Source organism: Pantoea sp. B550 (genome assembly GCF_024158165.1).
Classification (GTDB): domain Bacteria; phylum Pseudomonadota; class Gammaproteobacteria; order Enterobacterales; family Enterobacteriaceae; genus Pantoea; species Pantoea alfalfae.
Genome location: NZ_JAMYXI010000002.1, coordinates 120,453 through 133,687, shown reverse-complemented (window position 1 = coordinate 133,687; position 13,235 = coordinate 120,453). Strand labels below are relative to the sequence as shown.

Here is a 13,235-nt window from a genome sequence, read left to right as displayed (position 1 = left end):
GTTTACTCTTGTTTATATTAGTGTCGTATTTGCGCCAGATCGTCTGACGTCAGGCCAGTCATTTCTAAGACAGTTTTACGATCAAGGCCGTTTTGTAGCATAGTGCGCGCAATTTTCAGGGTAGCTTCACGCTGTCCTTCAGTACGACCTTTCTCAATACCACGCCGCTCACCAAGCTCGATACCTTCTGCGCGCCCTTTTTCGATCCCTTTTTGTTCAAGCTGCTGTGCGATGGTCATCAGTGCGTCTCCGTGTTGTGGCACCCGCTGTGCCAGTTCGCGAAGAAAGCTTCGTAGTCAGCTGACTCACCAGCCTGCAGTAAATAGTGTATCAGCGTCATCACCTGGGGTGAAGAAAGATAATCGGCCATGAGTAGCGTGACCAGATGGTCAGTCAGGCTTGCAATGTCGCGTTGATGAATATGTTTCTGTAAAAGCGTCAGGGCGGCCATACTGCGATGAGTCATGATCTCGTCATCCGGGATGACCGTAATGTCCACCAGCGGGAAGGCGCCTCTATAAAGACTTTCCGCCACTACCGGATCATCAAATTCGTCGAACCAGCGGGTCGACCACGGATAGGGAGTGCGCTTACCGGTATAGAACAATACAGGTATGACTAAAGGCAGCTTTTTATGGCCAGCTTCAAGGTGGCGCTGCATAGCAGCTACCGCATAACGTATCAGGCGGAATGCCATATGCCTGTCAGGGGTGGATGGGTGTTCAATCAGAACATGAATATATCCGTCACCGGTTGAGGTTCTGAGGCTATACAAAACGTCACCGAAGTATTGATGCAAATCGTCTTCAACAAATGATCCGGACTCAAGCTTCAGTTTGGTGAGATCGCAGATTTTAAGCAATTTCTCCGGAAGGTGGATCTGCATAAAATCTCTGGCAACATCCGGATGCGTAAGAAACTGTCGAAAAGTAGCATCATGAGGTGTAGCACTATTTTTATTTTTCATCAGTTCAGCCCCTGTAAATTCCATGCACTGCTTCCACAGCGAAGAGGCTATCTTAATGGATCAGATTTTAATTTATAATATTTAAATCTTGCTCAAGTTATATAGATCAACCACACCCATGCTCTTTTAAAAAATTTATTAGCAAGATGAATTACGAGGCAATCTAAATTAATCACCTTGATCAGTTTATATAGCGATAATTAAAAAATCCGGATGTACCCGAAACTTCTTACGCTGACCATTAATGTCTGAACAGCTTTACGAAAAGTTAATTTTCTATTTAAGTCACGGCATAACCAGCCCGATCACGCTGTTTATACCGCCCGCTCCCTATCCCCGTCCCGGCGCATCCAACAGGCTAAGCGCCACGCCTGTCAGGGTATAGACCACTACATACAATAGAATCAGTGCCGCAAGCAAAAGACGGTGGCTGCGCATCTCACTTTTCTTCATGGTGCCATTCAGAAGGTGTAGCTCAATGCCAGGGTGGCCGATGCGCCGTTGTGCCGTGCAACAATGGGGCTATCTGAAGCATGCTTATCCAGCCAGCTGTAGTCACCGATCACGCTGGCGGCCCAGGCAGGCGTGAACTGATGACTCCAGGTCAGGCTGGTGTCGGTGCCATAAAATCCCCCCGCGGCGTCGTAGCGTTCAAACCCGCTACGTGCACTCTGCCTACTGCTCACGCCATACCAGGTATTCATATAACGCGCATCGCCAGCCAGACCTGCCACCTGCAGTGCCACCGTATCCTCCTGGGTCTGCCAGGGGATCAGGGTTACAGACGTCCGGTATTGCACGCCCTGACTATCACTTAATGGCAGCGTCGCTTTGCCCTCCAGCACCAACCACGGCGTTACCGACCATCCCAGCGCCAGCGCGGTGTTCATTGTTGCGTCGATATTCCCCATGCCCCTGAGCCGGTCATCACCGTCGCGCCACGATGAATTACGGTCAGAGCGACCCAGCCCGTAGCCCAGCGTATGTTCCAGATAAAGGCCGTTATCCGCCTGCAGATCGTAGCCAATGCCTTTCTGTGAGTCTAAAAAGAAGGCGCCATCGCGCGCCTGGATCACCGGCATCAGCTGCCAGTGCTGCTTATCGGCGCCGCTATAGCGTGGTGCATTGATACCTGCGATGCCCAGCGTGGCGCTTGGGGGCGGCGTAGTCTCATCAGCCATGGCAGTCGCGGCACAGAATCCTAGCGAAAAACAGACCATGTGCAGCGTTATTTTTCCGGTTATCATCACGTTTCCTCATTATCACATCAGGTGCGGAGCTGAGGGGTTCAGAGCCGCGTCAATAGCCGGAGTATGCGGGGCGAGTGTCAATTAACGACCAGGGATTTATGAAGAAACAGTCAAGGTGATCCGAAAATGCAGTCAAAACGTGTACTGATTATTGAAGATGATGCTGATGCGGCGGGTGTACTCGAGGCCTACCTGAAACGTGAAAATTATGAGGTCATGATTGCCGGTGACGGACCCGGCGGGCTGGAAACTGCAGGACGCTGGCAGCCCGATCTGATCCTGCTGGATATTATGCTGCCCGGCATGAACGGCACCGAAGTGCTGGCCGCGCTGCGGCGGCGTGACGATACCCCGGTAATCATGGTGACGGCGATGGGTGACGCGCCGGACCGTATCGGTGCCCTGCGCTATGGCGCAGATGACTACGTGGTCAAACCCTATCATCCGGGCGAAGTGGTGGCGCGCGTTCAGGCCGTGCTGCGCCGCAGCCAGAGTCATGCGCCCGCCGCAGAATCGCTACGTTGGGCGGGTTTGGTGGTTGATCCGCTGGCACTCACCGCCGTGGTAGAGTGTGACAGTGATGCACCGCGCCGCCTCGATCTGACGCCCACCGAATTTTCCCTGCTGGTCACCCTGATGCGTGCGCAGACGCGGCCTTTTACCCGCCTGTTTCTGCTGGAGCATTGTCTGCCGGAAAGCGATGCACTGGAGCGTGTAGTCGATACCCACGTCTATAACCTGCGCCGTAAACTGGAGGCTGCAGGCATCTCAGACGTCTTACCGGCGGTTCGCAGCGTCGGTTACCGGTTCAGACAGCCATGAAGAACAATACGCATACCTCACTGTGGCGCTGGATCTGCATCCGGGTGCTGTTTCTGGCCATCGGCAGCGTGATCCTGATCGCCGCCTGTATGTGGCTGCGCTTTGCGGTGCAGGCGTTCTGGGTCTACTACCGGATGCCGCCCGCGCTGCTTGATGAGTTCACACAGCTACGCCATCATCCCGCCAGCGATCCGGCGCGCTTTCATCAGATTGTCGATCAGTGGTGGGGGATCAACTTTTCCGATCCCTCGCTGGCATCATCTGACTGGCTGATCGTGCTGGTCCTGGTGGTGGTCACCATCCCGTTTATGGTGATGATGGCGCTGCGTTTCGCCCGTCCGCTATCGGCGCAGTTCAGCCAGCTGGCGACGGCGGCGCGTGCGGTGTCGAAAGGCGAATTTGGCCGGACGGCGGCGGTAGTGAAAGAAGCGCCGCAGGAACTGGTGCGATTTACCGAAGATTTTAACCAGATGACGCAGCAGCTGGCGCGTTACGAGCGAGAGCTACGCACCTCGCATGTGGCGATGGCACACGAACTTCGCTCGCCACTGACGGCGGCGATCGGCCGCCTGCAGGGCATTCTGGATGGCGTCTTCCCTGCCGAGCCGCAGCAGCTGGCAATGATCATGAAGCAACTGACACAGCTCAGCCGCCTCACAGACGAACTGCATCTCTTGTCGCTGGCGGATGCCGGGCAGCTTACTCTCAACCGCGAGTGGTTTAATCTCAGCGAGTTACTACGCGAGCGCTCCGGCTGGCTTCTGCCGCAGGCAGAACAGGCGGGGATTGCCATCAGCGTGACATCACCCAACGATCTGCGGCTGTATGCCGATACCTTCCGGCTGGGCCAGGTGGTGACCATCATTTGTGAAAATGCGCTGCGCTATGCTGCCGACGGTGGCGCGTTGCTGATCACCGCCAGCCAGAACGATAAGGCGATCATAATGACCTTCCGCGATTATGGTCAGGGTGTGGAGCCGGACTTCCTGCCGCAATTGTTTGACCGCTTTACCCGTGCTGACTCTTCACGCGCCCGCCACTCCGGCGGCAGCGGTCTGGGACTGTCAATCGCCAAAGCGATCGTCGAGGCGCACGGCGGATCGCTTTACGCCACGCTACCCGCCGACGGCGGTCTGTTGATCGGGATAACGCTGCCGGCGAGATAAATTGTTCTGGCTTGACCATTTCTTGATGGTTCATGGAACATTTCTGGACACAGGCCGGGTTCAATGAGCACAACTCATTAAAGGAACCCGGTTATGACAGACTTCTTATCGGATGCTGCCCGCCAGGTGTGGCGTCATCTCTTCAGTGTTCACATCTTCGCGCCAATCGTGTTCGTGCTGCTCGGCGTATTCATCATGACCGGCTGCCGGGACAACAATGTTGCCCCGCCAGCCGCCCCGCGCCGCCCGGTCAAAACGATGATCGCCCCGCCGCTCAGCAGTGACGCGTCACGCGTGCTGACTGGCGAAATCCGCGCTCATGAAGAGGTCGCGCTGGCCTTCAGGCTGGATGGCCGGGTGGTGAATCGCGCGGTTGAGCTGGGCGATCGCGTCAGCGCCGGGCAATCGCTGGCCGCGCTGGAAAACGATCAGCCTCGTAATCAGCTGAGCAGCGCGCGGGCCGATCTCGACAGCGCCCGCGCCGCCGAACGGGTCGCCGCGCTTAACCTGCATCGGATGCGGCTGCTGATGCCCGGTGGGGCCATTGCCCGCAGCCAGCTGGACAGTGCCCTGGCGGACTGGCAGAGTGCGCAGTCCCGCTGCCTTAGCAGCGAAGCGGCGCTGAAAAATGCCCAGGATAACCTCAGCTGGACTCAGCTGACTGCGCCGGCAGCAGGCCGGATCACCGCCATCACGGTTCAGCCCGGTCAGGTGGTCAGCGCCGGACAGACTGTCATGACGCTGGCAGCCGGTGATGCACGCGATGCCGTGTTTGACCTGACAACACCTGCTCTGTTGCGAGCTGACGACCGGACTGCGCTGAAGGTGACGTTGCTCGCTGACCCGGGCATCCAGGCCAGTGGCACGATACGTGACATCAGCCCGCAGGCCGATTCACAGACCCGTACCTGGCGGCTGCGCATCTCAATGAATCAGCCATCGGAGGCGATGGCTCTGGGAGCCACCGTCACCGTCACGCTTCCCGATGCGCAACCGCCGGTCATCGCCCTGCCCGCCAGCGCCCTGACCCGCTTCGCAGATAAGCCCGCGCTGCTGGTGGTTGATGCGGCGTCACGCCTGCAGCTTCGTCCGGTAGTGCTGGCCCGCTTCAGCGCACAGCAAATCTTTGTCTCTGCCGGGATCCGGCCAGGTGAGCGCGTTGTTACCGCTGGCGTCGGCACCCTGCAGCCCGGTGAAAAAGTGACGCTGGCTCCGGAGGGCTCATGAAAAAAATGACTGGCTTTAACCTCTCCGGCTGGGCGCTGGCGCATCAGCAGCTGGTGATCTTTTTCATGTTGCTGGTGATGGCGGCGGGTGTGCTGAGTTATGAACGCCTGTCACGCAATGAAGACCCAGCGTTTACTATCAAAACCGCCGTAATATCTGCCCAATGGCCCGGCGCTGACGTGAATACCACCGTGCAACTGCTGACTGACGTGCTGGAACAGAAGGTGCAGGAGATCCCGTCGCTGGATGCGGTCGAGAGCGAAACCCGCGCCGGACAAACCGTCATCTATGTCAACCTGCGCGATGACACGCCGCCCTCTCAGGTGGCCGGCATCTGGTATCAGCTGCGTAAAAAGATGCATGACGTTGCCCCTTCACTGCCCCTGGGCGTGCAGGGTCCTGCCGTTAACGACGAGTTTGACGACACCTTTGGCACCATTTATGGCTTCACGGCAGAAGGTTTTACCGCCAGAGAGCTACGCGATCGGGTCGATAACCTGCGTCGCAATCTGGCCAGTCTGCCCGACATCGGTAAAACCAGCCTGTTGGGTGTACAGGAGCAGCAGGTGGTTATCGCCTTTTCCCCGCGCAAGCTGAACGGCATGGGCCTTGATTTACAGCAGGTCAGCGACGCCATTAAAGCCCAGAACGATGTCGTCCCGGCGGGCAGCCTGCGTACCGACCGCGAGAATATTGCGCTTCGGGTCAGCGGCACCCTGACCTCGGTTGAAAGCCTGAAAGCAATTACCCTGCATATCGGTGAGCGTTTTATCCCGCTGAACGATCTGGCGACCATCAGCCTGCAACCTGCTGAACCGCCGACGCCCACCTTTAGGGTCAACGGCGTGCCGGCTATCGGGCTGGCGATCTCCATGGCCGCCAGCGGCAATATGCTCGATTTCGGTAAACAGCTTAACCAGCGCATGCAGACACTGGCCGGACAGTTACCACACGGCATCACCATGACTCGCATAGCCGATCAGTCTTCCGTGGTGAAACAAGCGGTCAGCGGCTTTGTCCGGATACTGGGCGAAGCGGTTGTCATCGTGTTAGCTGTCTCCTTCGTTTCGCTGGGACTCCGTGCCGGTCTGGTCGTGGCGGCGGCTATTCCGCTGGTGCTGGCGATGACCTTTACCGGCATGTTGCTGGCGGGCATCGGGCTGCAGCGCATCTCGCTGGGCGCGCTGATTATTGCGCTCGGGCTGCTGGTGGATGACGCCATGATCACCGTCGAGGCGATGGTGGCGCGACTCGAAGCGGGCGACAGTAAGTGGCAGGCCGCGACGTATGCATTCAAAACCACCGCCTTTCCGATGCTGACCGGTACGCTGGTCATGATCGCCGGTTTTATTCCGGTCGGGTTTGCCGCGTCCAGTGCCGGGGAGTATTGCTACTCACTGTTTGTGGTGATTACCCTGGCGCTGCTCTGCTCGTGGGTGGTTGCGATCATCTTCTCGCCGCTCACCGGCTGCTGGCTGCTGTCAGCGAAGCGCATCAAAACCCACCAGCCGCCGGGCTTAATGACGCGCGGCTATCACGGGCTGCTGGAGGTGATTCTGCGCCACCGGCTGATGACGATTGGCGCGGCGCTGACGGTCCTGCTGGTCAGCCTTTACGCCACCACCTTTATGCAGGGTGAATTTTTCCCGGCGTCAGACCGCCCTGAATTGCTGGTCAGCCTGACGCTGCCCGCCAGCGCGGCCCAGCCGGAAACCACGCGCCGTACTGCACAGCTGGAACAGATGCTGCGCAGCGATCGGGATGTCGCAAACTTCACCAGTTACGTCGGCTCTGGCGCAATACGCTTCTATCTGCCGATGGATGTGCTGCTGGATAATGAAAACATCGCGCAGCTGGTGGTGGTGGCGAAAAGTCTGGCGGTACGCGATCGGCTGCGCAGCAGGCTGGAGAAGAAACTGGCCGCGGATTTCATTGATATCACGACGCGCGTCTCGCCGCTGGAGCTGGGTCCGCCGGTGGGCTGGCCGCTGAAATATCGCATCACCGGCCCGGACAATGCCCGGGTGCGGCAGGCTGCCAGTGATCTGGCAGTGCTGATCGCCCGCTCTCCGCTGACCCGCGAGGTCAATCTCACCGCCGGGGAACCGGAACGGGTCATGACGCTGGCGGTAAACCAGACCGCCGCCCGCGCCGCCGGCCTGTCGTCCGACACCATCGCCTCCGCGCTGAACACCCTGATGTCCGGCAGCGTGGTGACTACCCTGCGCGAGCGCAACCGGCTGATTGATGTGGTGCTGCGCAGCAATAATACGGAACGGCAGAACACGGAGACGCTGGAAGGATTGATGATCACCAACGCCAGCGGACAGAAAATTCCGTTGCGCCAGGTAGCGACCCTGAACTGGGGCGTGGATGATCCGGTGATCTGGCGCCGTCAGCGACTCTCATACATTACCGTGCAGACCGATATTGCACCGGGTCAGCGGGCTGAGCAGGTCTCGCAACAGCTCGCACCTGATGTCGCCGCCCTGCACGCCTCACTGCCAGCCGGGTACGGTATTGAGGAAGGAGGCGTGGCGGCGGAGTCGGACAAAGGCAATGGTTCGGTGTTTGCCCTGCTGCCAGTGACGATCTGCGCCATGCTGGTCCTGCTGATGATTCAGCTGCAACGCTTCTCAGGCATGTTGCTGGCGCTGAGTATGGCCCCGTTTGGCCTGCCCGGCATCGTATCTGCGATGCTGCCGGCTGGCACACCGCTGGGATTTGTGGCGCTGCTGGGGATTATTGCGCTGGCGGGGATCATCATCCGCAACGCGGTGATTATGATCAGTGAAGTGGATGCGAACAGCCGCGCCGGCCTGCCAGATGATGACGCTATCCGGCAGGCCGCGCATCACCGGGCGCGTCCCATCCTGCTGACCGCCTGTGCTGCGATCCTCGGCATGATCCCCATCGCCCATCAGGTTTTCTGGGGGCCGATGGCGCTGGCGATTATTGGCGGTCTGGTCAGCGGCACGCTGGTAACACTCACGGTGCTGCCCGCCGCGTTAAGTCTGCTCATGCAGCGACGTTCAGGTTAAAACTGTCGCATAAAAACGCCCGGCGATCCCGTGCTGAGAGCCGCGGCCTCGCCGGACGCGTTCAGTTCATCACCTCGACCAGAATCAGCGGGCACTTTCTGACTTTGCAGGCCTGACTGTAGGCCAGTGAGCAGACCGAACAGAGGTCGCGCACGTCAGACTGGTACTCATACTCCATGAAATAGCGGAACTGGCCGCCCGCCGAATCTGTTCTCCAGAATCGCTGCGGCTCCAGAATTTCATCCAGTTGCCTGAATGTCAGGGCTGACGGGTTGTGATACCCGACTCTTACGCGGTATGTAGTCATGCACCGATTATTCGCATCCCGGCCATGGGCCGCCAGTTGGTTATTGTTTTCAGTTCAATAGCTGGCGCTTATCAACCCGCTTCGCCTGGTGTCGCAGGCGGTTCGGCCAGCAGCGCCAGCAGATGCAGCACCGCTTTTGATGGATGATGCCGACGCCAGGCAAAGGCAACATCAGTAAACAGCGTGTTGTTTTCGATATCGCAGAAGCTGACCTCCGGGTTATCGACGCAGCGCAGCGACTCTGGCACCAGCGCAATCCCGCAGCCTGCCGCCACCATACCCAGCGATGTGGTGATCTGTGGCGCCTGCTGAAAAGTGTGACGGGAAAAGCCGGCCCGCAGGCAGGCCGTGACAATCAACTCATACAGGCTAGGCGAAACGTCGCGCGGGAAGATTATCAGGGTTTCATCCGCCAGCGCGGACAACGCGACTGTTGGCGTACCGCTTAGAGGATGGCAGCGCGGCAGTGCTATCAGCATCTTCTCGGTGGAGATCACGCGCAGATTAAACGCTTTGCTGCTTTCGCACGGCAGCCGGATAAAGGCAGCATCCAGTAACCCCTCCTGCAGATCCTGCATCAGCAACGACATGTTCTCTTCACGCGTCAGCAGCTCCATCGCCGGATAGCGTTCCGTAAACTGCCGGATAAGGGTGAAGATGCGCGGATTAAACGCCACCGAGCTGGCAAACCCCAGCGACAGCTGACCGCTGATCCCGCGGGCAATACCTCGCGCGTTCTCCAGCGCCTGATCGGCCAGTTGGACAATTTGCTGCGCATCCGCCAGAAACGCTTCTCCCGCTTCAGTAAGTTCCACTCCGCGCGTCAGCCGTTTCAGCAGCGGTGTGCCAATCTCCTGCTCCAGCCGCAGTATCTGCTGGCTCAGGGGTGGCTGAGAAATCCCCAGCATTTCAGCGGCTCGGGTGAAGTGAAGCGTCTCGGCTACGGCAACAAAATAACGCAGGTGGCGCAGTTCCATATCAAAAACGTCTCAAAGTTAACAGGTTTCGCTATTGGACCCACCGACTGAATCGGTTCACCATTAGGTTAACACGGCTTAACGGTTAATCGATGAGGCATGAAATGAGCAATTGTGTAACTGATTGTTCCTGTGAGGATCAACTAAAACATACTGTCTTAACGCTTTCTCAGGATGCACCAGAAAGCGTTATCTATCAGACCTCTTTAATGAGTGCGCTGCTGAGCGGCGTCTACGACGGCAACGTCCGCATCGCTGACCTGATGCGTAAAGGGGATTTCGGCCTGGGCACGTTCAACCGGCTGGATGGCGAGATGATTGCGTTCGACAGCAAGGTTTATCAGCTGCACTCAGATGGCAGTGCGCATCCGGCCGACCCGGCACAGAAAACTCCGTTTGCGGTGATGACCTTCTTCAGGCCGCAGCACCAGTTTGAGTTTGACCGACCCATGTCGCGCGAGGCGATCCATCGGGTGATCGACAGCGAAATCACCTCCGATAACCAGTTCTGCGCGCTGCGCATCAGCGGTCGTTTCAGCCACGTCGACACCCGCACCGTGCCGTGCCAGTGCCGCCCGTATCGCTCCATGCCGGAAGTGCTGGGCGATCAGCCGACCTTTGCCTTCAGCCAGCGCGCGGGCGAGCTGATTGGCTTCCGCACGCCGCAGTATATGCAGGGCATTAACGTAGCGGGCTATCACGAACACTTTATTACCGACGACCGCGAAGGCGGCGGCCACATTCTCGATTACGCGCTGGAACAGGGCACCCTGACCTTTGGTGCCATCAGCAAGCTGGTCGTGGATCTGCCGCAGGACAGTGACTTTCTCAATGCCGACCTGAACCCCGCCAATCTTGACGCCGCGATCCGTGCGGTAGAAAGCTAATCAGAGGAATGACGATGAAAACTCCAACCGATACGACTCTCTGGACCTGCGGCGCTGACCTGGTGGTCGCGCAGCTTGAGGCGCAGGGCGTACAGCACGTCTTTGGCATCCCTGGCGCAAAGATCGATAAGGTTTTTGACTCCCTGCTGGATTCCTCCATTCAGACCATCCCGGTTCGTCATGAAGCCAACGCCGCGTTTATGGCCGCCGCAGTAGGCCGCCTGACAGGCAATGCCGGTGTGGCACTGGTCACCTCCGGACCGGGTTGCTCCAACCTGATTACCGGCATGGCCACCGCCACCAGCGAAGGCGATCCGGTCGTCGCCATCGGCGGCCAGGTGAAACGCTCGGACAGCGCCAAGCAGGTTCACCAGAGCATGGATACGGTGTCCATGTTTCGCCCGATCACCAAATATGCGGTTGAGGTGACCGATCCCTCTGCGCTCTCTGAATGCCTGTCGAATGCATTTCGTCACGCCGAGCATGGCCGGGGCGGAGGCGCCTTTATCAGCCTGCCGCAGGATATTGTCGACCAGCCGGTGACCGGCAAAGCACTGAGCAGCAAAGGCCGCCCGGTACTGGGCGCCGCGCCTGACTCAATGATCGACGCCGTCAGCGAGGCCATCGCCGGGGCGAAAAATCCGGTCATCCTGCTGGGATTAATGGCGAGCCAGACAGAGAACAGCGAAGCGATTCATGAGCTGCTGACGCGAAGTCACATTCCGGTCACCAGCACCTATCAGGCGGCGGGCGCGATCAGACAGGATCACTTCTCACGCTTTGCCGGTCGCGTCGGACTGTTTAACAACCAGGCGGGTGACCGGCTGCTGCAACAGGCTGACCTGATCATCACCATCGGTTACAGCCCGGTAGAATACGAACCGGCGATGTGGAACAGCGGTAACGCCACCCTGATTCACATCGACGTGATTCCGGCAGAGACCGACAACCGCTACCTGCCGGACGCCGAGCTGGTGGGCGATATCGCCGCCACCGTGCGTAAACTGGCAGCACGCATTACCGCGCCGCTGCAGCTGACAGCAGAAGCCGCCAGCATTCTTGAAGATCGTCAGCAGCAGCGCAAACTGCTGGCGATGCAGGGTGCCAGCCTCAATCAATTTGCCCTGCATCCGCTGCGTATCGTGCGCGCCATGCAGGACATCATTAACAGCGACGTCAGCCTCACCGTCGATATGGGCAGCTTCCACATCTGGATCGCCCGTTATCTCTACAGCTTCCGTGCCCGCCAGATCATGATCTCCAACGGTCAGCAGACCATGGGCGTAGCGCTGCCGTGGGCGATTGGTGCCTGGCTGGTCGATCCGCAGCGCAAAGTGGTATCGGTTTCAGGGGATGGTGGCTTCCTGCAGTCCAGCATGGAGCTGGAGACTGCCGTCCGGTTAAAAGCCAATATCCTGCACATCGTCTGGGTAGATAACGCCTACAACATGGTGGCAATGCAGGAAGAGAAAAAATATCACCGCGTCTCCGGTGTCAATTTTGGCCCGGTCGATTTCAAAGCCTACGCCGAAGCGTTTGGCGCTGCGGGCTTTGCGGTGACCAGCGCAGCAGAACTGGAGCCGACGCTGCGTAAAGCGATGGATGTTCAGGGTCCTGCCGTGGTGGCTGTGCCGGTCGATTACGCCGACAACCCGCTGCTGATGGGTCAGCTGCATCTGAGCCAGCTTCTTTAATCTCGTAAAAAGGAAATCAGGATGAAAAACAGAGTGGCATTTGTAACCGGCGCAGGCCAGGGCATTGGTGAAGCGATCGCCCTGCGTCTGGCAAAAGATGGGTTGGCGGTGGCCGTAGCCGATTTCAATCAGGAGACTGCCCGCCTGGTTGCGGAGAAGATCAATCAGCAGGGCGGTAAAGCGATTGCGCTGAAAGTGGATGTCTCGCAGCGCGATCAGGTGATGGACGCTGTTGAAGAGGCGCGTCGCACACTGGGCGGTTTTGACGTCATCGTCAATAACGCTGGTATTGCGCCCTCGACGCCGATTGCTGAGATCACCGAAGCGGTGGTCGACAAGGTCTACAACGTCAATGTCAAAGGGGTGATCTGGGGCATGCAGGCCGCCATCAAGGCGTTTGCGGCTGAAGGTCACGGCGGCAAAATCATCAACGCCTGTTCGCAGGCGGGTCACGTCGGCAATCCAGAGCTGGCGGTCTACAGCTCCAGTAAGTTTGCCGTGCGTGGCCTGACACAGACCGCCGCGCGCGATCTGGCACCCGCCGGTATCACGGTCAACGCCTTCTGCCCGGGCATTGTCCGAACACCGATGTGGGAAGAGATCGACCGGCAAATCTCTGAAGCCGCCGGAAAACCCGCCGGTTACGGCACCGAAGAATTTGCAAAACGTATTACGCTGGGACGGCTTTCCGAGCCGGAGGATGTGGCCGCCTGCGTTGCTTACCTCGCCAGTCCCGACTCCGATTATATGACCGGTCAGTCGCTGTTGATTGACGGCGGCATGGTGTTTAACTAATCTCCCCTCGCCTGCTGCGTCTCTGCGTAGCAGGCTTCTTTCCTGACCTGGCGAACCGTTAATTTATTTTATCTGAAAAGCAATTACCCATCAGCCAGTTGC

General features: G+C 58.4%; 11 protein-coding genes and 1 pseudogene. 7 read left to right on the top strand and 5 right to left on the bottom strand.

Going from position 1 to position 13,235, the window contains the following annotated elements:
* Positions 1-17 precede the first annotated feature (17 nt).
* The 3 genes and pseudogenes from NIM72_RS02990 to NIM72_RS02985 all read right to left on the bottom strand — a co-directional run bounded on the left by NIM72_RS02990 (position 18) and on the right by NIM72_RS02985 (position 2,214).
* Positions 18-967 (bottom strand): annotated as a pseudogene (locus NIM72_RS02990) (Rpn family recombination-promoting nuclease/putative transposase).
* 330 nt (positions 968-1,297) lie between these two features.
* Positions 1,298-1,420, bottom strand: a complete 123-nt coding sequence (locus NIM72_RS21475; RefSeq protein WP_254920079.1) for a hypothetical protein — start codon at positions 1,418-1,420, stop codon at positions 1,298-1,300.
* Positions 1,421-1,428: 8 nt separating this feature from the next.
* Positions 1,429-2,214, bottom strand: a complete 786-nt coding sequence (locus NIM72_RS02985) for a MipA/OmpV family protein (RefSeq protein ID WP_253418600.1) — start codon at positions 2,212-2,214, stop codon at positions 1,429-1,431.
* A gap of 129 nt (positions 2,215-2,343) precedes the next feature.
* Here NIM72_RS02985 and NIM72_RS02980 point away from each other — a divergent pair, with 129 nt between their 5' ends.
* From NIM72_RS02980 to NIM72_RS02965, 4 genes are all read left to right on the top strand, one after another.
* Positions 2,344-3,039: a response regulator gene (locus NIM72_RS02980; RefSeq protein ID WP_222925660.1), complete on the top strand. Its 696-nt coding sequence runs from the start codon at positions 2,344-2,346 to the stop codon at positions 3,037-3,039.
* Positions 3,036-4,205, top strand: a complete 1,170-nt coding sequence (locus tag NIM72_RS02975; protein ID WP_253418597.1) for a cell wall metabolism sensor histidine kinase WalK — start codon at positions 3,036-3,038, stop codon at positions 4,203-4,205. The genes NIM72_RS02980 and NIM72_RS02975 overlap by 4 nt, the downstream gene beginning before the upstream one ends.
* Before the next feature lie 93 nt (positions 4,206-4,298).
* Entirely contained in the window at positions 4,299-5,432 is a 1,134-nt protein-coding gene (locus NIM72_RS02970) for an efflux RND transporter periplasmic adaptor subunit (RefSeq protein ID WP_253418592.1), read from the top strand.
* A complete protein-coding gene (locus NIM72_RS02965) occupies positions 5,429-8,473 on the top strand; it encodes an efflux RND transporter permease subunit (protein ID WP_253418589.1) in 3,045 nt (1,014 codons plus the stop codon). The genes NIM72_RS02970 and NIM72_RS02965 overlap by 4 nt, the downstream gene beginning before the upstream one ends.
* Before the next feature lie 61 nt (positions 8,474-8,534).
* On the opposite strand, the gene NIM72_RS02960 is transcribed toward NIM72_RS02965, so the two are convergent.
* Positions 8,535-8,780, bottom strand: coding sequence for a hypothetical protein (locus tag NIM72_RS02960; protein WP_013356609.1), 246 nt, complete (start codon positions 8,778-8,780; stop codon positions 8,535-8,537).
* Between the two features lie 71 nt (positions 8,781-8,851).
* Positions 8,852-9,757, bottom strand: a complete 906-nt coding sequence (locus NIM72_RS02955; RefSeq protein WP_253418586.1) for a LysR family transcriptional regulator — start codon at positions 9,755-9,757, stop codon at positions 8,852-8,854.
* A 104-nt stretch (positions 9,758-9,861) separates the two neighbouring features.
* Here NIM72_RS02955 and budA point away from each other — a divergent pair, with 104 nt between their 5' ends.
* From budA to NIM72_RS02940, 3 genes are read left to right on the top strand one after another with little or no spacing between them, the layout of a single operon-like run.
* On the top strand, positions 9,862-10,644 hold the full coding sequence (budA, locus tag NIM72_RS02950) for an acetolactate decarboxylase (protein WP_161736308.1): 783 nt from the start codon (positions 9,862-9,864) through the stop codon (positions 10,642-10,644).
* 14 nt (positions 10,645-10,658) lie between these two features.
* Complete coding sequence (gene alsS, locus NIM72_RS02945) at positions 10,659-12,338, top strand: acetolactate synthase AlsS (RefSeq protein WP_253418584.1); 1,680 nt, start codon at positions 10,659-10,661, stop codon at positions 12,336-12,338.
* 21 nt (positions 12,339-12,359) lie between these two features.
* Complete coding sequence (locus NIM72_RS02940; protein WP_161736306.1) at positions 12,360-13,133, top strand: (S)-acetoin forming diacetyl reductase; 774 nt, start codon at positions 12,360-12,362, stop codon at positions 13,131-13,133.
* The last annotated feature ends 102 nt before the right edge of the window (positions 13,134-13,235 follow it).